The following is a 22912-nucleotide window of genomic DNA, read 5'->3' as shown; positions in this document are numbered from 1 at the left end:
TACCCTTAGTATGCATCCTTACTCTAGCAGTTAAATACCCGAATTTTGTGGGTGGCTGGACCTGGATGTCTTTTCTATTACAAGGATTTCGCTCATTATTATTGTCTAAATGTTGGTCGATTACCTAATTAACAATTGCTGAAAGGAAGAGTTTTGTACTGAAACAAATCTCCTGCCCGGCGGTTTTTAATTGGAGATATGAATTAATAAATCTGCACATGACGCTGAAAGCATATACTGAAAAACGGGATTTTAGTAAAACAAAAGAACCGAAGGCCGGAAAATCTAAATCTCAGGATAAGCTACGTTTTGTAATTCAAAAACATGATGCCTCTCGTCTACATTACGACTTTCGTCTGGAAATGGAAGGGGTATTGAAAAGCTGGGCTGTACCTAAAGGGCCTTCAATGGATCCAAAAATTAAACGTCTGGCCATGATGGTCGAAGATCATCCCTTTGATTATAGAGATTTTGAAGGGAACATTCCTAAAGGCGAGTACGGTGGTGGTACTGTAATAGTTTGGGACGAAGGAAGCTATGAACCAATTGATCTGATCAAGGGAAAAAAAGCTCAGGAAGAGCATTTGCTGGCTCAATTGAAAGCAGGTTCATTGAAAATTGTATTGCATGGAAAAAAGCTTAAAGGGGAATTTGCTTTGGTTAAAACGCATGGAATGGCGGAAAATAGTTGGCTCCTGATCAAACATAAAGATGATTATGCCACTACTGTAGACATCGTCAAAAAAGATAAATCTGTGCTTTCAGATAAGACCATCGAAGAGGTGAATAGGAGTGCTGATGTAAAAGCCCTCCTAAAAAAGGGAAAGAAATCAAAAATTCCAATTGGAATAAAGCCTATGCTGGCAAGCCTGGTTGATGAACCCTTTAATAATGCGGGTTGGATTTATGAAGTGAAGTGGGATGGTTACCGCGCTTTGGGCTTTAGTCTGAAAAATGGAGATGTACAGTTATTGTCGCGCAACAATAAGCAGTTCAATAAAAAGTTCTATCCCATATTTGAACTGATGCAAAGTTGGAAAATTGATATCGTAGTAGATGGCGAGATTCTGATTCTCAACGAAATAGGGATTTCCAATTTCGAAGATTTACAAAACTGGAAAACTGAAGCAGATGCTAAGCTGATATATTATGTGTTTGATTTGATCTGGTTTGAAGGAAAGGATCTGACCGGATTACCACTTGCTGAACGTCAGGCAATTTTAGCCAGGGTGTTACCTCAACATGATGACAGGATACGAATCAGTAAAGTATTTAAAGGCAAAGGAGGCGAATTTTTCGAGGCTGCTACCAGAATAGGACTGGAAGGAATCATTGCAAAAAAGGCAGATAGTGTATACCAGCCCAACATGCGATCCTCCGATTGGTTAAAAATTAAAGTTCAGCTTCGTCAGGAAGTGGTGATTGCAGGTTTTACCAAAATTGAAGGGACATCGAAGCGGTTTAGTTCTCTATTATTGGGTGTTTATGAAAATGGAAATTTTCAGTATGCTGGTAAAGTTGGAACAGGTTTTAATGAGAAGGAGCAACAGGAAATGATGAATTGGTTTGAGCCCCTGATTATTGATAAAAGTCCTTTTTCAGTCTTGCCGCCTCTAAATAAACCTTCAGGTTTCCGTACCAATCCCCCAAAACTGAAGATTATCTGGCTGAAACCAAAGCTGGTGTGTGAAGTCGGATTTACAGAAGTCACTCATGATGGCGTTTTTCGTCATCCTTCGTTCAAGGGAATGAGGATGGATAAAAAAGCAAAAGAAGTAGTAAGGGAGACAGCAGTAGCAATCAACGCAATTCAAAAGCATCAGCGTGCTTCGGCGCTGCAACCAGCAAAAGGAACAAGCCGGAAGGCCTTACTTAATCCAAAGGACGACACTCAGCTGCGTAGCCTGAATGGCCATGAATTGAAATTTACTCATTTGAACAAGTTGTATTGGCCAGAAGATAAGGTAAGCAAGCGGGATATGTTCAATTATTACCATCAGATAGCTCCATACATTTTACCTTATTTGAAAGACCGGCCGATGTCGCTGAACCGTTTTCCAGGAGGGATTCATAGCAAAAGTTTTTATCAAAAGGATATGAAAGGTAAGGCGCCGGATTGGGCAGAAACTTTTCCTTATATTACTAATGACGGCGAACTTAAAGAATACCTTTTGGGGAATGACGAAGCTGCATTGCTTTGGATGGCTTCACTGGGATGCATTGAAATGAATCCATGGTTTTCGAGAAGCCAATCGCCGGATAACCCCGATTATTGTGTGATTGACCTGGATCCGGATAAAAATACATTTGATCAGGTGATCCAGGTAGCGCAAATGCTGAAACAGATTCTGGATCAGATAGAGGTACCCTGTTTCCCTAAGACTTCAGGCTCTACCGGAATGCATATTTATATTCCTTTGGCCGCGAAGTATGATTATGATCAATCTCAAATGTTTGCGAAGATCATCCTGAATTTAATTCATCAGGAAGTACCTGAGTTTACTAGCTTAGAAAGGATGGTGGCTAATCGTAATGGAAAAATGTATCTCGACTTCTTACAGAACAGACCTGGTGCAACCATTGCTGGTCCTTATTCTTTGCGACCCAAACGCGGGGCAACGGTTTCGATGCCTCTGGTTTGGGAGGAGGTAAAACCTGGAATGAAGATGACGGATTTTACGATATTCAATGCCCTAGATCGCCTGAAAGAAACTGGTGATCTTTTTAAAGGAGTGTTGGGGAAAGGAATTGATCTGACTAAAGTAATTAAGAAGGCGATGAAAATATTTTAAATCCTCCCATAGGCGCTGGCTATTTAACAACGTCAATAGCGCCTCTCTTTTTTGATGACTCCGAATTTGTCAAAGTGGTTGATTTGCTTTTGCCCCAGCTGTGGTCTTCTCTAAAATCTTCATCGGGGTGAAAGAAGTAGTTCTTTCTTTTAAAACTCCGGTTTACCTTGGCATCCGAATTGATCCTTTCATTAGATTTTGCTACCATAACTTTACAATTTTAAATACTCCTCTTTAAATCAGATGATTCGATTCGTAAGTATAACATTCATAAATAGATATGGTTTGTGTTGAATGCAATTATTCAAAAAAATAAATATTTCTGAACAGGATTACTCTCGGGATTAGGTAACATTTTTGCTTTTGGAAAAACTATTGCTGTAAGGCTAAAGACAATCCTGAATGCACAGCTGTTTTTTAGCCCTTATATAGCCCGACTCGTGATTCTTTTCCTGAGCCAGTAATTGCCCAGGTACCAAAAAAAGCAACCGCCGATGGAATCACCCAGCCAAGTTCATATGAAAAGAGTGGGATATGATTCAATGCTTCAAGATTATTATCGCTAAGCAGCGAGAAGTGTTTAAATAAATAAAGGATCGCAATAAGCGTTGATGCGATTAGTGCATAAATATATGGTTTTCGGTTTTTGACCATAGCACCGAAGAAGACTGAATAAAGCACCAGGGTGATGGTAATTGGATAAACGAAACTTAAAATAGGATAGGCAAAAGTGATGATGTTATCTACCCCGGTAATGGAAAGTACACAAGAGGCGATACAACAAATGGTTACCAATAGTTTATAATCCAGTTTTCCCTTGCTAAGTGAAGAAAAAAAAGTTCCAAAAGCTGTGACAAGCGCAATGGAAGTAGTTAAACAAGCAAGCGCGATACAGATCGCGATTCCTATATTTCCGTATGGCCCTAAAATAGAGTGGGAGATTTTCATCAGCAGTTCAGAACGCTTGATGGAGTTGCCCGATACTCCAGAAGTGGCGCCGAGGTAAATGAGTCCTCCGTAGATAATAAACAGAAAGGTGGAAGATAATGCACCAGCGGTAATGACCACCTGCATTTTAGCGCGGGAGTTCTGGTAGCCTTTTACCTTGGCTGCGGTAATGATAATCCCTGCGAAGATCACAGAAGCCAGAACGTCTAAAGTTTGATACCCGTCAATAAAACCCAATGTGAACGACTGACTACTGCTGAGCACGGAATCTTTATAGCTGTCTGTTGGCGAAAGTATCCCTGTTAGTATCAGTACAATAAGCAAAGCTATCAGCAGCGGAGTGAGTATGTTGCCGATAATATCTACTACACGGGAAGGTCGAATGGTTAACAGCCAGGTCACTATAAAAAAGATCACTGAGGTCAGAATTGGCCCGGATGATGGAAATGAAGGTAAAACCCCGACTTCATAGGTCGTAGCCGCTGTGCGCGGAATGGCAATCAAGGGTCCTATGCAGAGCATGATGATGGTTCCTAAAACTGGAGACAAGCGAGGATGAATTTTAGCTGCGAGGTCTTCGAATTTTTCTCCTGCATTCACTACAGAAAGGATTCCTAGGAAGGGCAATAAAATACCGGTTAGTCCGAATGCCAAAATGGTGACCCAAACATGGTTTCCTATTTGTATTCCTATATAAGGAGGGAGTAATAAATTACCTGCTCCGAAGAACATAGCGAAAAGGGCAAAGCCAATGGTGAGGATATCTCTTGTCTTTTTATTTAACATTCTTAATTATTACTGAAGCTTCCATCTAAAAAGTGTGCAAAATAGCTATTTTTTTGCTTTAGAATCCTAAAATTGTATTGATTATGCGCCATTCAAAAGAATTTCCTATGTTTAGGGCTTAATAAAAAATCATTGTCACTGAATTCTGTTCCTAATGAAATCTTTTTACTCCGTAAGGTAGCTGCTGGAGATGAAGATGCTTTCTCGAAATTATTTGAAGATTACCAACAGCAGGTTTCGGGATTTGTATTTTCTATTATAGGGTCTAAGGAACTTAGTCAGGAAATCGTACAAGACATATTCATCAAGATTTGGCAAAAAAGGGAAGAATTGCTGGAGATTCAAAAATTTGATGCATACCTCTTTGTTCTGAGTAAAAATTATACATTAAACTGTATTCGTAAGATCCAGCGGGAGGAGAAAAAAGCAACAGCATATAATAACATAGCACCTGATGTGGAACAGCAGCAGAGTGATATTGAAAATGATGACTACCTGGATTTGATTGAAAAAGCCACTTCAGCCTTACCTCCACAACAGCAACGTGTGTTCCGTCTTCGAATGGAGGGACTGAAAAACCATGAAATTGCTGCCCAGCTTAAGATTAGTTCAGATTCTGTAAAGAAGTACCAGCAACTGGCTTTAAAGAGTGTGACTACCTTTGTAAAAATGCATCTTTCCTACCTGGCATTGTGGGTGATGATGGGTTTTATGCAAAAATAATTTTCTGACATCCACTTTTCTATAGTTTCGGTGTCTTTATGTTTAGATACCGACAAATAATGAATTTACGAATCGTTTATTTAAGGGCAAGGCAACGTGCCCATACGCTTAGCGAGCTACAACAAAAGGAACTGTTAACTTTGTTGGCAGATCCTTCTAATGCATCAGATTTTGAGGAGCTAACGGCGGAAATCTGGGGAAATCCAGAATCGAAGGTTCCTGTTTTTAAACCTGAAGAAAGTAGGGCCATGCTCAAACATATACTTGCGGCGAATAGGGTATCTCCTGAAGAAGTCCAAAAAACAGTCAGATTGAGGCCAAACCTGGTCCCAATATGGCTCAAAATAAGTGCTGCGGTAATATTGATCAGTTTGTCAACGGTTTTGTTTTTTTATATCTCTACCATAAATAATTCCAAAAAGCCGGAGGCCGTATCTATGATTGGTCCGGGAGCTGACAAAGCTTTTCTTACTATGGCAGACGGAACCAGGTTTAGTTTGGCCGATATTGAGCTGGGAAATGAGGCGAAGTACCGTTCCAATGGATTTTCTAAAACCAAGGATGGTTTTCTCCAGTATAGCCCTGTTGCGCAACAAATCAATTCCAGTGTGAAAGCTTTGAATGTATTGGTGACCCCTAAGGGTGGTCAATATAAAATTATGTTGCCAGATGGGACAAAGGTCTGGATGAATGCAGCCAGTACGCTCCGATTTCCTCTGGCATTTGAAGGGGGGATACGCATGGTAGAAATAGAAGGGGAAGCTTATTTTGAAGTGGCAAAAGATAAAAGTAAGGCTTTTAAGGTCCGTAGTTTCGACCAGCTGGTTGAAGTTTATGGCACCCATTTTAACATCAATAGTTATCCTGAAGAGGGCAGGGTAGTCACAACACTGCTGGAAGGATCTGTTGCAGTAAGTGATTCTAGGTCGGGAAAGCGCCTAATGCTTAAACCAGGAGAACAATCCGTGCTGGCCAATGGACTTTCTTTATCGGCGGGACAGCTGGAAGAAGCAGTGGCATGGAAGGAAGGGTATTTCTTGTTTGAGCATGAAGAACTTGGCAGTATTATGCGTAAAGTATCGCGCTGGTACAATATTGAAACCCAATTTAAAAATGAGGAACTGAAACGTGTACGTTTTGGAGGTACTGTAGACCGGTTTCAGAATCTGGGCGATGTATTGCGCATGCTGGAGCTGACCGGAGACGTGAAATTTAAAATTGAAGGAAGAACCGTTATAGCTTATAATTAATAATTAACCAAACCAAACAAGAGATGACAAAAGAAATTAGAGAATCTGGACCTTAAAGTAGGGGCTTGAACAGTTATATAGAAACAAGGGCGCTTCCGACGCCCCTGCTCTGATGCTTGTTCAATCTGATGGCTACGCGCCAGCAAAAATTACTTCAGAATTTTTCACGATAAACAAGATTATAAATGTATAAAATTTATACTAGAATCATACTGCCATATGTGTCGGTTTTCCGGCGCCCATTTGAGGCAGATAAAACACAAATAATTATGCGATTGAAACTGATCAGCGTAATCCTAATGGCAACTTTTATGCAGGTTAGTGCCAATGGTTTTGCGCAAAGGGTCTCATTAACCAAGCAAAATATCAGCCTGGAACAGCTGTTTACAGAAATCAGAAAGCAGACGGGGTATAATGTGCTCTGGTCTGTAGAACAGGTAGATGAACATTGGAAAATGAATGCCAATTTTAACAATGCGCCAATAACAGAAGTGCTGGAGAAATCACTTTTGAATTATGGATTGACTTATATTTTGGAAAACAAAACCATTGTGATTAAGTCAAAAAAAGCTTCAAAATTAAGTGAGGTATTAATTGCAGTGCTTCTGGACATTACTGGTAAAGTAACTGACGAATCTGGTAACCCATTACCTGGTGCAGTAATTCGTGTTAAGAATACTAAAATTGGATCGAGCACTGGTAATGATGGTTTGTTTGCACTCAAGGGTGTTCCTGAAAATTCAATACTCAGCATTTCCTACATCGGTTACCAAAGTCAGGAAGTAAAAGTGGAAAGCTCAAAATTTGTGGAGGTTACTTTAAAGCCAGGTATGGTGAATCTGGAGCAGGTGCAGGTGCTTAGTAACGGTTATCAAAACATTAAACGTCAGCAGTTGACAGGTGCGTTTGCAACTTTATCTGGGGATGACTATAAGCAGAGTATTCCGGTAAACAGTAATGTACTTGAGAATATGGAGGGTAAACTGGCTGGATTGGTGATGAATGTAAATGCCTCAGGCAGTCAGGACAGTAGTCCGATTAGTATTCGTGGGGTGTCTACTTTCAATGCGGTAAAATCTCCTTTAATTGTATTGAATGGTTTTCCAACTGAAATCAGTCTGGAGTCGATCAATCCTTACGATGTAACTTCTGTTACTGTATTGAAAGATGCTGCTGCTGCTGCTATTTATGGCGTGCGTGCTTCGAATGGGGTAATAATTATCATGACTAAGAAGGGAGTTGAAGGAGCACCAAAGTTTCAGCTCAATACCACCATATCATTTAAGCCAAAGCCGAATTTTAATAAGCTGGATTTACTTTCTGGTCGCGGCTTTGTTGATCTGGAAGCCGCTTTGGCAAAGAATAACATTGTCAATAACTACATGACTAAGGAAAATTTTGATTTTGAGGGAGGAACCTATACACCAGTATATGGCGCTGTTGATGATTTATTGAATGGTGTAATTACACAGGAACAAGCTGATGCAATCTTTAATCAATATGCTGCATATGACAATACAAAAGACTACCAACGTTTGTTTCAGCAAAACCGTTATCTAAGGGCATTGGATTTAAATGCGAGTGGTGGAACTAAAAATTCAACCTATTTCTTTGGTGTAAACCGAGTAGATAATGACCAGCTGGTCAAAGGTTCTACCTTTAATAAAACGAGCTTAACTTATCGTGGATCGATGGATTTCCTAAAGATACTTAGTCTTGATGTTCAGGGAATTTATACAAATACAAACGACAGAAGTCCTACTGCTCCAGACTATATGGCTATCAAACCATACGAAGGATTTTTGGATGCAAACGGTGCTGCTGTTGCTACTTTTCTGAGACCTTACAGCAATAGCCCTTATTTTGGATATGATGGTATTTATGGTAGTATAAATGCAGAGAAAAACCAGCAGAATATTGCAATGGGACTTTATGATGGTAATTATTACCCTTATAATGATTTTCTGGATTATAGCAATGTAACTAAAGACAACAATTTCCGCTTTCAGGGAAACCTTAAGGCTAAAATTACCAAAGACCTGAATCTGGAGATTGGCGCTGCATTTGAGAAGGGATTGAGTACGAATAATTTTACTTCTTCAGAATCTGCCTACGAAAACAGAATGCGCTTAAACTACTTTGCAAAGGCAGGTTTAAACGGACCTGAGTTTAGAATTCCTAAAGGAGGTTCAAACCAGGTCAATAATTACACTACCGAAGCTTATACCATTAGGGCGCAGGCAACTTATAGTAAGTTATTTAATGATAAACATGATTTGTCACTTCTGGCAGGTGCAGAACAGCGAAAACTTGTTTACCATACTGAGCGCAATACTTTGTTTGGCTACGATGAACGCTCTTTAACTTCTAAGCCATTTGATGCAGCAATTTTAGGAAACTATAATTTTGCGCCAGATTATATGTATGAGCTGATTCCACTATCTGGCTACCTGATGGATTATTCTTCTTACAGCGACTTTTTTAATCAGACTTATCGTGACGATCGTTTTGTCTCAGCTTATGCAAATGCTGCATATACTTATGACAGTAAATATAGTTTTACAGGAAGTTTAAGAATTGATCAATCAAACTTATTTGGTTCGGATCCTAAATTCAGATACACGCCATTGTGGTCATTAGGAGCTGCATGGAATATTAAAGGAGAAGAATTCCTTAAAAATGTTACCTGGCTGGATGAGCTTAAATTAAGAGTGGCCACAGGTTATAATGGCAACATTATTAAATTGAGCGGACCTTATAACATTCTGAACAATAGGATAAATAGTCAGGCACAACCAGAACCTATTCTTGGTTACTATGTGCAGACACCGGCAAATAGTGGGTTGAGATGGGAAAAAACAATCAATTATAACTTCGGACTTGATTTCGGTGTCAGTACAAGCCGAATTTCAGGAAGTGTGGATTATTATATTAAACATGCGGAAGACGTGTTCTCTTATCTTGCTACAGATGCAACAAAGGGTTTCTCAAACCAATTGGTTAACAACGCTGAGATTATGAACAAAGGCTTGGAGTTGAGCCTGAGAAGTGCAAATATTATTAATGACAATTTTGCATGGAGAACGCAGCTTACTGCTTCATTTAACAAGAATAAAGTGCTGAAGTATAGAGTAAATACCTCAGCTGCGACATTTAATCAGGTAAACGGCGGGCAGAGCGTAGAGGGGTATCCTCTGAACGCCCTCTTTACCTATAATTACAAGGGGCTGAATGAGTTCGGGCAGCCAATGGTTGATGATGGAAATGGGAACAATGTGATACTGAGAAATAATTTCGGTGATGTGGTGGATATTCCTTTGTCGGCCTTACACTATGCAGGAACTACCGATCCCAAATATGTGGTAGGTTTAACCAACCAGTTTACTTTGGGGAATTTTGATCTTTCGATGTTATTCATGTATTATGGAGGGCATATCGCAAGGATTGCTCCACCAAACTATAATGCATTCCGACCAATCAATGGCGCACAAAATTTCTGGAAACAAACAGGAGATGAGTTAATAACCCGCATGCCAGGTATACCAGTTTACGGTTCTGAAAATTACTTTGATTATGCAGCGATTAATGGCTATACGTATGCGACAGAGTTTGTAAGAAAGATGGATTTTATCGCACTGCGTAATGTAACCTTAACCTATAAACTGAGCCCTGCGTTTTCTAAAAAGCTGGGTTTAGATCAAACCAAACTTTCTATTCAGGTTCAGAATCCTGTGAAATATGTATTTAGCGGAAATGATGTAGATCCGGAAACCATCGACTTCAGAAGTGGTGTTCGCAATTTTGCTGTCCTGCCTGCCTATACTTTTTCTTTAACTACTAATTTTTAATAATTGCTATGAAGAAGATATATACTATAGTACTCTTTTGTACTGTGATGATCAGTGTTTCCTGCAGTAAATTTCTTGATGTAAAGCCTGTTGGAATTATCATTCCTGAAAAAACGAATGATTATGAGTTATTACTGAATGATATTAATATTACCCGCTCATTTTATTCAAGTACTATTTTCACCTATGATGACATCAGCAATGTGACTTTTACGCCGCAGACGGAAACATCCATTGATGCCAATCTTTATTTTTGGAAAACCTATTTGGATGTAAATTCACAAAGCAGGCCAGCAGCCTGGGCGGATTACTATAACAATATTAGTAATTTAAATGTGATTTTGGAAGGCGTACTTCGTGCGACTGATGGAACTCCGCAAAAACGTCAACAGATTTATGCAGAGGCATTGGTGGCGCGGACTTTTCCATACTTCCATTTGTTGAGTCTATTTGCAACAGCTTATGATCCTGCTACAGCAACAACCGATCTGGGATTGCCATTTGTAGTGTCCACAGATCAAAATGCTGCTTTACCAGAGCGTATGACGCTAAAGTCGCATTATGATCAGTTAATTGCAGACATTTTGAAAGCGATTCCTGATTTACCTACGCAAAATATCAATAAAACGAGAATTACTAAGAACGTAGCTTATGGAATGCTATCGCGCATTTATATGAGTATGCGTGATTATCCGAATGCTTTAAAGTATGCAGAATTGGTAATTGGAAGTGGTAATGCTGTGGTGTTAAATTATAATGATTATGCCTCTTCAAATGAACTTCCACAAACCAATGTAAGTCCTGAAGAATTGTTTTTACGCTATTCAACGAATTCCAGATATAGGTTTTCAAATGAGTTACTGGCTAAATTCGATCAAAGTTCTGATTTAAGAATGAAGCTATTCACTGTAACAGATGCCGGTGTAGTGAGTTTCCAGAACGCCAATTATAATCCAAACCGTGGCATTACCTATGCTGAAATTTATTTGAATCAAGCAGAATGTCTGGCAAGGAGCGGGGCGATAGTTCCGGCTCTGGAGGTCTTAAATAACACTATTCGTGTAAATCGCATAGCCGCGGAGGCTTATGAGCCCCTAGAGGCCAACAGCCAGGAAGAAGCCTTAAATCTGATTTTATTGGAACGTCGCAGAGAGTTGGCCTTCAAAGGTTTGAGGTGGAGTGATATGAAGCGCCTTGACAAAGAAAACAGGATGCCACCTGTAGTTCGTTATGCGCCGAATGGTACCACTGTATTTGAAACCTTAGCCTCAGGCAGCCTGAAATATACCTTTCAGATTCCTTTACAAACCCAATTGTTCAACCCAAATATGAAATTAAATCAAAGATAATCAGATGAAAAAAATAATCATATATAGTTTGTGCCTTTTACCTTTCATCAGTGCAGCACAAAGTCCATTTACATTAACAGGAAAAATCGGCAATTATTCATCACCAGCCAAAGTATTTGTCAGTTATGCCGGAGGGCCTACAGGAAATCAGTTGGTCAGAGATTCTGCAGTACTAAACAATGGCGTATTTATCATTAAAGGACCTGCGATTAAGGAACCTAAAGCTATAGAGCTCCACTTTAGTCCTAAAGGTCATAGCAGGAATAAGTTGATTATGGATGCTTACAATACCTATAATAATCTGGATCATATTGATCAATTTAAAATGCTGGTGCAATCTGGAAAGAATGAAATCAGTTCAAAAGATTCATTAAAGAACAGTGTAATTGCTGGAAGTCAGATTGAATTACAACGGAGGAAATTTGAAGCGTTTATTCAACCGGTTTCTGTACCGTTGATTCTGGAGGCGCGCAAATGGCTAGCTATGAGTGAATTGAAAGCTAAAGGTGAGGCTATTGATGAGCAGGCTTATATGGCTTCGCTGGAAAGAAGGTTGGTGCTGGAACGTGCTTATAAATTAAAATTAGCAGATTTTGTCCTAGCGAATCCTGCTGATTATTTCAGTGCAGTTGCATTGACTAAGCTATTGTCGGCGGGTACGCAAGTAACTGCTATGGATAAGCAAAAGGCTGCTGATTTACTTGTTGTGAAAGGCTTGTTGAAGGTTCTAACACCGAAAGTAAAGCAGTATCAGGTTTTTGCAGGTGTTCAATATTACATCGACGAACTGGAAAAGAAACCGGTAGATGTTGATTTTAAAGACTTCAAGCAATTCAGCCCGGATGGGAAACCGGTAAGCTTGAGTGATTTCAAGGGTAAGTACCTGTTTGTAGATTTTTGGGCATCCTGGTGTGGTCCATGTCGTGGGGAAAATCCGAATGTACTACGTGCCTATAACAACTATAAACAAGATGGATTGGAGATTTTAGGTGTTTCTTTTGATGATAAAAAGGAGGCCTGGCTTAAAGCAATAGAGGAGGATAAAATGCCATGGACACAAATTTCTCTGCTTAAAGGTTTCCAGAATGAAGCTGCTGAATTATACCATATCCAGGGTATTCCTGCCAGTATACTGATTAATCCGGAAGGCAAGATCATTGCATATGATCTTCGTGCTGAGGATTTAGAAAGAAAGCTGCTGGAAATATTTAAACACTAATACCCGATAGGTAAACCTAATTATTTATATGAACAAACCATTATTTAAAATTAGCCTGATTTTCGGGCTGATTTTTTTTACGGCGTTATTGGCCGTAGCACAAAACAAAAAGTATGTATGGAAAACAGGCACATCCGCTGGCTATACCTATAAATACATTACAAATGATCCTGCCAAGGCTAGATTTTATACTTTAAAAAATGGTCTTACTATCATCCTCAGTGAGAACAATAAAGAACCAAGGATTACCTCCAAAATCGCAGTGCGGGCGGGGAGTAATACAGATCCAAAAGAACATACCGGTTTGGCCCATTATCTGGAGCACCTATTGTTCAAAGGAACAGATAAATATGGTTCTCTGGACTGGTCAAAAGAGCAGCCCCTAATTCAGGAAATCGAAGATCGATACGAACAATACAACAAAACTACGGATGTGGGCAGGAGAAAGGCGATGTATAAAGAAATCGATTCCGTATCGGTATTGGCCTCAAAATATGCCATTGCTAACGAGTATGATAAGTTGATGGCTACAATGGGGGGGCAGGGTACGAATGCGCATACCTGGGTAGAGGAGACGGTTTACGAGGAAGATATCCCTGCCAGTGCTGTAGATAAGTTTCTTACCGTCCAGGCAGAACGTTTTCGCAATCCGGTGTTCAGATTATTTCATACCGAATTAGAAGCTGTTTATGAGGAGAAAAATGAGTCTTTGGATAATGATGGCTGGAAAATACAGCAGGCCATGCACAGTTACTTGTTTCCGACCCATAATTATGGTCAACAGAGCACCATTGGTACAATTGCACACTTAAAGAACCCTTCTTTGAAAGCGATTAGGCAGTATTATAACGATTATTATGTGCCAAATAATATGGCGGTAATTATGGTGGGCGATTTTAAATCCGATGAGATGGTAATGAAGATCGATCAGCATATGGGCTATATGAAGGCGGCTGCGGTAAAGGAATATCAACCTGTGGCGGAAAAACCATTGACCGGACCGATCGTAAAGGACATTTATGGTCCAACCTCTGAAAGCCTGGCCATCGGTTATCGCATTGGAGCTAATGGAACAAGGGCAGCATTGATGGCTGGTCTTGTAGCTGAAATTTTATCAAATGGGAAAGCCGGTCTATTGGATTTAAACCTCTCGCAACCACAAAAGGTGTTACAGGCGGGCGCGTATACCAGGCAATATAAGGACTATGGGATATTTTCAATTTATGCAGCACCTAAGGAAGGTCAAAGCCTGAAAGAAGTGAAGGATTTGGTATTGCAGCAAATTGAACTGCTGAAAAGCGGAAACTTTAGTGATGCATTGTTAAAGGCTATTGTAGCGAATGAGAAGCTTAGCGCTTTAAACAATATAGAAGATAATGCTTCAAGAGCGGAAGATTTAATGAGTGATTATATTAAATCTAACACTAAAAACTGGGGGAAGGAAGTTTCCCGAATTGATGATATCTCAAAGGTTAGCAAGTCAGAAATTGCTGCTTTTGCAAAGACTTTCTTCGCGGATAATTATGTAGTACTAAACAAATATCAGGGAGAGGCTGCTGAGATTGAAAAAGTAGAGAAACCGCCGATTACTGCGGTGGAAACAAATGCAGGAGCTCAATCTGATTTCCTGAAGATGGTAGCTAAGATTCCAGCTCAGACCATTGCTCCTGAATGGCTTGATTTTCAGAAGGATATTCAGCATGGGAAATTTGGAGAAGCAGAAATTTTAGCGGTAAAAAACACAGACAACCAGTTATTTCGTCAGTATTTTCAATTCGAAATGGGTAAATGGAATAGTAAATTATTGCCAGTAGCTGCAGCTTATCTTAGTTTCTTGAGTCATGACAAAAAGTTTTATGAACTGGCTTGTAAATTCTTTTTGAACGTGGATAATCAGGTGACCACTGTGGGTTTGACTGGATTACAGGAAAACTATGTTAAGGCAATGGAGCTGCTAAATGAGGTGTTGTTGAATGGCGAGGTAAACCAGGCTGCCTTTACTGCAATGAAAGAAAATCTGCTGAAAAATCGTCAAAACAACAAGTTGAATAAGGGGAGTATAATGCAGGCCATGTTGAGCTATGCTACTTATGGTAAAAACAATCCTTATAATTTCACATTAACCGATGATGAAATCAACAACTTAAAACCTGAGGAATTGATTGCTGTACTTCGGAATCTTTTTTCTTACAAGTACAGTGTAATTTATTATGGTCCGGTTGGATTGCCTGAGTATAAAGTGATGCTCGCAAATGTTCATCGGCTGCCTACAAAGTTTAGCGCTTACCCTGAGGCCATCAGTTTTAAAAAGGTGGCACAAAATGAAAACAAAGTGCTATTCACCGATTATAACATGGTACAAGTCGATGCAAGCTGGTATCGGACTGCAAATCAATATGTACCTGCACAAGAGGTTACGGCCGATTTATTTAATAACTATTTCGGTTTTGGGATGGGCTCTGTGGTTTTTCAGACTTTGCGCGAATCAAAAGCTTTAGCTTACAGTACAAATGCAGTTTATGGAAAACCAAGAAAAAAAGAAGATCAGTTTTATGTGACTGCGTTTATCGGCTGTCAGGCAGATAAGGTGGATGATGCAATTAAAGGCATGAATAGCTTATTGAACGATTTACCTTATAATGAAAAAGCATTTCAGTCTGCTAAAATGAGTCTTTCTAATCAGCTAGAAACAGAACGCATCATGGAAGACCGAATTATATTCAGTTTTATTGATGCCAGGCGTAAAGGCCTTGATTATGATTTAAGGAAAGAGGCTTATGCTGCAATTCCTAAGATTTCCTTTCAGGACATTAAAAAGCTACATAATGATTATTTTGCCAACCAGGCTTATACTTATTGTATTGTAGGAGCTCAAAAAAAACTACCACTTTCTCAACTGTCTAATTATGGCAAAGTTGAACAATTGTCTTTAGAGACTCTTTTTGGTTATTAAATCCAGATCAGGGCCGGAAAAGCCGGCCCTGAATCCCTGTTGATTCCTCTTCTTTTTTTAAATCCCTGATATCACGTATTTGTATAAAATAAACGTAAAAATTGGAGGTCCAAAACTTGATTAATACTGCAAAGTATAATATTAGTGTATCAATAATAGCAGATGATGTCAGAAGAAACCTTTCCCTTGCCTCAAAATGAGATGCAAAGATTATTGAATTTGTCTGAGCTTGACTTGGATTATTCCGAACTTTTTGAAGAGTTTAAAGATCTGGCGATGCTCGCTGCTAAAATAGCAGGAACGGATATATCGCTGATTAACCTCATAGATTCCTATACCACATGGACGATTTCTGGTTATGGGTTGGACATACAGCAGGTACCCAGAGAAGAGTCCCTGTGTCAATATACTATTTTAGGGGAACCGCAATTTGAAGTTTCAGACCTTACAAAGGATCAGCGATTTGAAAATAAGGATTTTACAAAGCCCCCAATGTCACTTCGCTATTATCTTGGGGTTCCACTTACAGGTCCTGAAGGTTACCAGATCGGTTCTTTGTGTGTGGTACATACGCAACCTAAGCATATGAGTCCTGAGAAAATCGAGATGCTGAAAATTATTGCAAATCAGGTCATCAATCGCATTCAAACGTATCGGGCAATCAATGAATTGAAAGGGCAGCTAAAAAATGCCAACGTTACAAAAAGTAAGGTTGCGCATGATATTCGTGGACCCCTGGCAGGAATTATTGGCTTGTCCGATATTATTGTTCAACAGGGCAATGAAAATAAGCTGGACGAAGTCCTGGAATTCATTCAACTGATCCACAAAAGCAGTAAGTCATTGCTCGAATTAGCGGATGAAATCCTTACAGAAGATCAGCAAAATAAGAAATTGGCACAAAATGAAGTGAACCTGAGGGTTTTCAAATGTAAGTTGGAGGATCTTTATGGCGGACAGGCTAAGAACAAAAATATTAATCTGGAAATAGAAGTGATAGAAGGAAATACCTTATGGGCTTTCCCAAAAAATAAGTTGCTGCAAATTACAGGAAATTTGATTTCCAATGCAATCAAATTTACTCCGGAGAATGGAAGAGTTAAAGTTGAATTAAGTTTAATTGAACAAAAGGATCAACATCTGCTTGATTTAAAGATCTCAGACACCGGTGTAGGCATCAGCGCAGAGGCTCTTAAGCACCTGGAAGAAGGAAGTAATTCAAGTACTAAAGGAACCTCTGGCGAAAAAGGATATGGTTTTGGATTGGAATTGGTGAAACATCTGGTAAAAGGTTTAGGAGGCTTTCTTGACATTTACAATGTGGTTGGATCCGGCGCATGTTTTAATGTGAAAATACCTTTCCAAAAGCAAGCTTTCTAAAATTTAGCCCAGGTGCTCAGCTGAACCGTTTGGATCCATCCATACATATTCCCAATGATGGCCATCAAGGTCTTCAAAGCTATGTTGATACATAAAGCCATAGTCGCTTGCAGGATTTGGTATGCTGGCACCTGCTGCCTCCGCCTTGTTTACCATTGCGTTAACGGCATCTTTGCTATCTGCAGATAAGCAAATGGAGCATTCCACTGCTTTGTGGGCATCCACAATTTCTTTTTTTGTGAAAGTTTGAAAGAAAGTTTCTGTTAGGAGCATGATGAAAATGGTATCACTGATGACCATACAGGTTGCTTTCTCATCCGTAAACTTCGGGTTAAATGTGTAGCCCAGCTTGCTGAAAAATTCTACAGATCTTTTGAGGTCTTTAATGGGTAGGTTTACAAAAATTTGAGTTGCCATAATTTTCTGGTTTATATTTAAAGTTACCGTATTTGCAGGTATCTGTAGATGTGCAAAAATGACAAGTTATGGGGGGAAACGCGACTACTAGAATTTTCTATGGAGGATCCTAAGTCAGTTTATTAAATATATTTGTGACCACTTGCGGTAATTCATGAATTGCTTTCTCAGGGTTGTCTACCACTCCTTCAGCCCAACCCCTCCAGATGACTTTAGAGGATTTACGATCGATGAGATCGATCAGAATGGTGCCTTCTTTTACGATCATTCTTCTTTGAGCTGCCCCAACATATATTGGAAATGGATTGTAATACGAGTAATAAAAAGCTGAACGACCTCGATAATAACCTATTCTTGGACCCATCATCCATGGGGAATAGTAATAGACAGGGTCGTTATAAAACCTGACATCCCGATTGACAACAGCAGTATAACGTACCAGTATATCAGGTTTTTCATTGTCAAGCGTAAAGCCTCTTTTGTTGAGTTCCTGACTTGCGGTTTCTACAATGAGATCAGTAGCAATATCATTTTTATAGATATTTGAGCTTTTGGATTGTCCCTCAGGAATCCAGGCATAAGTTTTATAGTTTTTGTCCAGTGGTTTATTACTCACTGCATAATAATTATAGGGCGAACAGGCAGTTAGCATAGCTAACAGAGCCAGTAACAGAAATAGCTGCTTTTTCATTTTGATGTGTGTTTAAATAAAGTAGAAAAATAACCATGTCTTTTTATGAGTTAATTTACGAAATTTCAGGAGTAAAAGATGGGTTTCAGAGTAGGAATTACACAGCAATGACCTATTGAAATCCTAAAAAAAACAGTAATAATCGTTGAATCCGGAAATGTATAATGCCTATATCTTCCTGGGAGCACAATAAAAGTACATTTCCAACGCTATTATTGCATTATGAATTTACCGATGCGCATCACATTTGATGATAGAGACCACACCTACGTTGTTTTAACGAAGGGAATAACAAAAGAAACTACTGCAATCCAGATTAATCTAAATAGCACAGATTACCAGTTAGTTTGTAACTCAAAAGGAGACTGGGATGTTGCTGATGCGACGATAAACAATCATCCAGGTTTATTAAAAGCGATAGGCAGAAACATCAAACTCCGATATAGGTTATAAACCAGGGCGCTGATTGTTTTTAGCTAAAGTATCAAATTCAACTTTACCTGTATTCATATCATAAATCGCCCCAATGATCTTTATTTCTCCCGTTTCCTCCATTTTTTTTAAAATTGGACTATGAGAACGGATGTTATCGATGGTTAACCTCACATTACTATCGCAAACTGCGGCAACAAAATCTGCATTTTTTGAAGTTTTTTGGCCATCATAGTGTTGAGCAGCTAAGGATACTGCAGGTTGTATTTTATGGAGTAATCCGGTGATATTACCTAATTCTACACCATCAATTGCAGCCTTTATCGCACCGCAATATTGATGTCCCAATACAACGATCAATTTAGCTCCGGAAACTTTACAGGCATATTCGAGGCTTCCTAGTATGTCTTGATTACTGATATTTCCGGCCACCCTGGCCACAAATAAATTGCCAATCCCACTATGAAAGACATCTTCAACTGGAACCCTAGAGTCCAGACAAGATAAAATAGCAGCTTTAGGATATTGACCAAGAGAGGCTTTACGCACTCGTTCGGTATTGTTTCGTATAGTCAGCATATCCTCTGTAAAGTCTTTATTACCCTGCTTTAACCGATCCAGAACCTGTTCCGGGCTCAACAATTTCTGTTGCTCTACTGTTAAAACATCTGTATTAATCACCTCGCTTTTATCAATGGTGATGGTGCTGCTGTCCTTTTTTTCAGCTGCTGAAGGGTTCGAAACGTTCTGGCAGGAAGAAAAGGCCAGAAAAAGTAACGATGCCTGTAATAATCGTTTCATAGAAATAATTACAATTACTGAGTTTATAAACGCTTGCAAATAAGGGGATTGTCGGATTGGTTTTTAGCCGTTCCTTAAATTTAAGGATAAAAATTCGAATTTGAAAGTGCTTAATTAAGGCTAAATTGCTACCGTTAATGATTGGATAATACCAACCGGATTTTTCTCTGCTTAATTCCCGGAATTTATTGGGAGGCTTTCGCAAAGTATTCTGCATCTGTAACGGATGCAAACCATTTTGTCGGACCCTTTTGCCGGCCGGTAATCGCAACCTGCACAAAAGAACTGTCTGTGCTTGCACCATGCCAATGAGGAATATTTGCCGGACATTTAACCACGTCACCTTTGCGCAAGATTCTTTTCTCCTGACCTTCTTCCTGATAATAACCAAGGCCTGCCGTGACAAGGATAATTTGACCGGCGGGATGCGCATGCCATTTACTTCTGGCTCCCGGAGCGAAAGTGACATTACCAACTGCAGTTTCATTTAGAATATCCGGATCTACGAGAGATTTCAGCCAAACCTCACCTGTGAAATTACCATTTGTATTTTTTTCTCCTTTTGGAAAAATTATTGTAACATTTTTTAATCCCGGGCTGCGATCAGTCAGAGGATTGTGGCAGGCATAAAATACCGGTATAAATAATGCAAGAGTTATTCCGTTGATACATTTCATAGGGGCCATTAGTCAGTTTTTTTATTAAATTTTGGCCTTACTTTTTAGGACTTTTTGTAAAATTTTTTGGGCGCTGTTTGCCTCAGCCTTACCAATGCGCTGTCTGATCAGGACTCAAGCCAACATTCAGGGCAATGTTAAAATGGGAGCGTAGCATAGGTTCCACTTCAAAAGCTTACCTTTCGCTGTGAATGCGGCAATAGTCACCAGACTTTTTTCTTTGGAACTCAGCCTTGTATTGTTAGTTTCCTGTGCCTTCAACAGGAAAGAAATTGAATTTAAAATGATGACTAAAGCAATGGTCGACTTAATTTTTCTCATATGGTCTTTTGATAGCTTTGATTCTCTTTATTTACCTCCAGGGCTAACCACCTTGGTAAAAGACAAGGAACCTAGTTTCCATTCTCCATCATGTTTGATATAAACTTCTGTTACCATAAATGGGTTCCTTACTTCATTGCCACCAACTACCGCTAGTAAATCAATCCGGTTTAAAAGAATAGCGGTATCATCAATTACTTTTAGGGATACCTCATGGATATCCGCTTTTTTATACCAGATACCTCCGTTTTTGATGATATTGATTTCCTGTTGTTTTCCCCAGGATCCACCCATGTGAACAAACATGGATTTCTCATGAAAGAGTTTATCCAGAGCTTCTACATTTTTTTCTGCCATCCAGGTCCATTTATCTTTAGAAAGTTTAAAGAGCTCCTGATCTGCAGTTGAATTTTGTGAAAATGATGATTGTGATGCCATAACAAATAGAAATAGGGAAATGGTTAATGATTTCATAAGATTTGGTTTTATTTTAGTATGAATTATAGGTTTTTAAAACGATTCAACCAGTCCTTTACTGCTACCTGAGTCTGCTTCTCCTTATTGCCTTCCATGACGAATAGAATGCCGTCCCTTTCTTTGCCCCCCTGGGTACTGAAACCTGCCAACACTTTACTATCCGGACATAACTTTTTAAGGGTTTCAAAGCTGTTGCCTATGCCATAACCAGCATTGGTATTAAAGGGGACTACTATTTTTCGGCTGAGATCGTATTGTTTCAAAAAGCTTTTAATGGGAGGCGGTAGTTGCATTCCCCAGGTCGGAAATCCGACAAAGATGATATCGTATTTTTCTATACTGGTGATTTTTGTTTTCAGAGGAGGCAGAAAACCGGTTTCATTCTCAGTTGCCACCTGATTTACTGTAGCCTTGTAATTTTCAGGATAGGGGTTCAGCAATTCCAATGCGATGAGATCACCACCAATTTGTTTATGGATGATTTCTGCGACAGCCCTGGTATTTTGTGTTCTCGATAAATAAACGATCAACACTTTTTTATCTGTTAATGATGCTGGTTTTTCGGGATCTTTTTCTTGTGCTCTTGAGCAGGAACTCAGGATCAATAAAGAGGCAAATAACAATAAGGAATATGTTTTTAAAGTGTCCATTTCTTTATGATTTGTTGATGACATCAATTAATCCAGCCTTTTTTTAGCTAACCAGCTGGACAAAACATCTGCCACTTCAATGTTATTCAAATCAGCAAAGGGAAAGTGGGTATTGCCGTTTATCCCAATTTCTGGCAGATGTACTACGGTAGCATCACCTCCATGTTTATTAATGGTAGTTGCCCATATATTTGCCATTTCGAGGCCGGAACGCCAATGATCCATATTCCAAATATTAGTCGGTGATTTGGCGATATAATCTCCATAGTAAATGACGATTGGTAGTTTAGTGAGTTTCATAAACTCCGCCAGAGGGATTTCTGTACCCTTCAGCTCAGCAAAGAGTCCTGTAGATTTTATCGGTTCCGGAAGTTCTCCCGTTGGGAATACGAATCCGCTATAAGGTTCGTAGGCTATAACCGCTTTGACTTTTTCATTTTTAATTGCCGTCAGCCAGCCTGGACCGCCACCTTGTGAATGGGTAATCAGGATGCCTTCTCCAACCTGATCAAATAATTGCGACACTGCAGCGCTGATCACCTGTGTATCAAAAGGTCCCGTATTTGGCGTCATCTGTCTATAAAACTGTTCAAGGGAAGCCGGGTCTTTTGGAAACTGTACATTTGGAAAATAATCGGGATAATTTCCAATCCTGAATTGACTGAACCAGAATTGTTCATCGGGGCTAATGTTAATGGTTGCTGCCACCGAACTTTTTCCGGCATCACCGCGTCTCGGCTGGTCGAGGAGGTAAATACTAAAGCCTCTTCTTAGAAAAATATTCTGGAATCCTTCTCTGCCATCAGGAGTGCTTTCCCATGTTTTTTTTGATTGTCCCGCTCCATGCAGAAAAACCAATGGATATTTACGGGCCTTTACTGGAATCTGGTAAAAGACATAAGCATGGTCAGCATGAAAAGTCTGTCCACTGGGTTTCAATGCCTGATCCAGGCTGAAAGTTCCGATCTCAGTAAATTTTGTTCCTCCAACAGCATAGCTGCCTTGTTGGGCAATGGTTAAAGGTTTCTGTTTTTGCTGCGCATGAAGTGATATTGTAGCAGCCAACATGAATGTAAATGTTCCCAGATAGCAGATGAGTTCCTTTTTCATATCAATTTTCTTTCGGGCTGATCGCCTCCATAAAATCTTATATTTTATGATATAAATTTCAAGAATTTAATCGCAGCTTTTTTGCAAA

General features: G+C 39.4%; 19 protein-coding genes. 9 read left to right on the top strand and 10 right to left on the bottom strand.

Translation table 11 applies throughout. The features are described 5' to 3' along the window. Positions 1–218: 218 nt before the first annotated feature. Positions 219–2792, top strand: coding sequence for a DNA ligase D (gene ligD / locus R2Q94_RS18540; protein WP_316822973.1), 2574 nt, complete (start codon positions 219–221; stop codon positions 2790–2792). Between the two features lie 19 nt (positions 2793–2811). On the opposite strand, the gene R2Q94_RS18535 is transcribed toward ligD, so the two are convergent. Both R2Q94_RS18535 and brnQ read right to left on the bottom strand, forming a co-directional pair. Beyond that, positions 2812–3000, bottom strand: coding sequence for a hypothetical protein (locus tag R2Q94_RS18535; protein ID WP_316822972.1), 189 nt, complete (start codon positions 2998–3000; stop codon positions 2812–2814). Between the two features lie 209 nt (positions 3001–3209). Then, on the bottom strand, positions 3210–4526 hold the full coding sequence (gene brnQ / locus R2Q94_RS18530) for a branched-chain amino acid transport system II carrier protein (RefSeq protein ID WP_316822971.1): 1317 nt from the start codon (positions 4524–4526) through the stop codon (positions 3210–3212). Between the two features lie 132 nt (positions 4527–4658). Here brnQ and R2Q94_RS18525 point away from each other — a divergent pair, with 132 nt between their 5' ends. The 7 genes from R2Q94_RS18525 (at position 4659) to R2Q94_RS18495 (ending at position 17248) form a co-directional block, all read left to right on the top strand. Further along, entirely contained in the window at positions 4659–5249 is a 591-nt protein-coding gene (locus R2Q94_RS18525) for an RNA polymerase sigma factor (RefSeq protein WP_316822970.1), read from the top strand. A gap of 59 nt (positions 5250–5308) precedes the next feature. Next, entirely contained in the window at positions 5309–6499 is a 1191-nt protein-coding gene (locus tag R2Q94_RS18520) for a FecR family protein (RefSeq protein ID WP_316822969.1), read from the top strand. 269 nt (positions 6500–6768) lie between these two features. After that, on the top strand, positions 6769–10347 hold the full coding sequence (locus R2Q94_RS18515) for a SusC/RagA family TonB-linked outer membrane protein (RefSeq protein ID WP_316822968.1): 3579 nt from the start codon (positions 6769–6771) through the stop codon (positions 10345–10347). A gap of 8 nt (positions 10348–10355) precedes the next feature. Next, a complete protein-coding gene (locus R2Q94_RS18510) occupies positions 10356–11696 on the top strand; it encodes a RagB/SusD family nutrient uptake outer membrane protein (protein ID WP_316822967.1) in 1341 nt (446 codons plus the stop codon). A gap of 4 nt (positions 11697–11700) precedes the next feature. After that, entirely contained in the window at positions 11701–12915 is a 1215-nt protein-coding gene (locus tag R2Q94_RS18505) for a TlpA disulfide reductase family protein (protein ID WP_316822966.1), read from the top strand. Between the two features lie 28 nt (positions 12916–12943). Beyond that, a complete protein-coding gene (locus R2Q94_RS18500; protein ID WP_316822965.1) occupies positions 12944–15868 on the top strand; it encodes a M16 family metallopeptidase in 2925 nt (974 codons plus the stop codon). Positions 15869–16030: 162 nt separating this feature from the next. Further along, the gene (locus tag R2Q94_RS18495) at positions 16031–17248 is read left to right on the top strand and encodes a GAF domain-containing sensor histidine kinase (RefSeq protein ID WP_316822964.1); all 1218 of its coding nucleotides are present in this window, start codon (positions 16031–16033) and stop codon (positions 17246–17248) included. 3 nt (positions 17249–17251) lie between these two features. Here R2Q94_RS18495 and R2Q94_RS18490 read toward each other — a convergent pair whose 3' ends face one another. Then, positions 17252–17665, bottom strand: coding sequence for a VOC family protein (locus tag R2Q94_RS18490; RefSeq protein ID WP_316822963.1), 414 nt, complete (start codon positions 17663–17665; stop codon positions 17252–17254). 109 nt (positions 17666–17774) lie between these two features. Continuing rightward, on the bottom strand, positions 17775–18356 hold the full coding sequence (locus R2Q94_RS18485; protein WP_316822962.1) for a DUF4136 domain-containing protein: 582 nt from the start codon (positions 18354–18356) through the stop codon (positions 17775–17777). Between the two features lie 222 nt (positions 18357–18578). On the opposite strand from R2Q94_RS18485, the gene R2Q94_RS18480 reads away from it, so the two are divergent. After that, positions 18579–18809 carry a hypothetical protein gene (locus R2Q94_RS18480; RefSeq protein ID WP_316822961.1) on the top strand — a complete coding sequence of 77 codons (231 nt, stop codon included), beginning with the start codon at positions 18579–18581 and terminating at the stop codon, positions 18807–18809. Here R2Q94_RS18480 and R2Q94_RS18475 read toward each other — a convergent pair. The 6 genes from R2Q94_RS18475 to R2Q94_RS18450 all read right to left on the bottom strand — a co-directional run bounded on the left by R2Q94_RS18475 (position 18804) and on the right by R2Q94_RS18450 (position 22824). Continuing rightward, positions 18804–19589, bottom strand: coding sequence for a carbonic anhydrase family protein (locus tag R2Q94_RS18475; RefSeq protein WP_316822960.1), 786 nt, complete (start codon positions 19587–19589; stop codon positions 18804–18806). The two genes, R2Q94_RS18480 and R2Q94_RS18475, sit on opposite strands and share 6 nt — an antisense overlap. A gap of 185 nt (positions 19590–19774) precedes the next feature. Beyond that, the gene (locus tag R2Q94_RS18470) at positions 19775–20275 is read right to left on the bottom strand and encodes a cupin domain-containing protein (RefSeq protein WP_316822959.1); all 501 of its coding nucleotides are present in this window, start codon (positions 20273–20275) and stop codon (positions 19775–19777) included. A 117-nt stretch (positions 20276–20392) separates the two neighbouring features. Beyond that, positions 20393–20587 (bottom strand): hypothetical protein, encoded by a 195-nt coding sequence (locus R2Q94_RS18465; RefSeq protein ID WP_316822958.1) that lies wholly within the window; start codon positions 20585–20587, stop codon positions 20393–20395. A gap of 27 nt (positions 20588–20614) precedes the next feature. Beyond that, positions 20615–21061 (bottom strand): nuclear transport factor 2 family protein, encoded by a 447-nt coding sequence (locus tag R2Q94_RS18460; RefSeq protein WP_316822957.1) that lies wholly within the window; start codon positions 21059–21061, stop codon positions 20615–20617. A 26-nt stretch (positions 21062–21087) separates the two neighbouring features. Beyond that, positions 21088–21714, bottom strand: coding sequence for a flavodoxin (locus R2Q94_RS18455; protein WP_316822955.1), 627 nt, complete (start codon positions 21712–21714; stop codon positions 21088–21090). A gap of 27 nt (positions 21715–21741) precedes the next feature. Continuing rightward, positions 21742–22824, bottom strand: coding sequence for an alpha/beta fold hydrolase (locus tag R2Q94_RS18450; RefSeq protein ID WP_316822954.1), 1083 nt, complete (start codon positions 22822–22824; stop codon positions 21742–21744). Positions 22825–22912 lie beyond the last annotated feature (88 nt).

It is taken from the genome of Pedobacter gandavensis (assembly GCF_032678465.1).
Taxonomy (GTDB): domain Bacteria; phylum Bacteroidota; class Bacteroidia; order Sphingobacteriales; family Sphingobacteriaceae; genus Pedobacter; species Pedobacter gandavensis_B.
The sequence above is the reverse complement of the archived record's forward strand: the minus strand, read 5'-3'. Positions and strand labels throughout refer to the sequence as shown.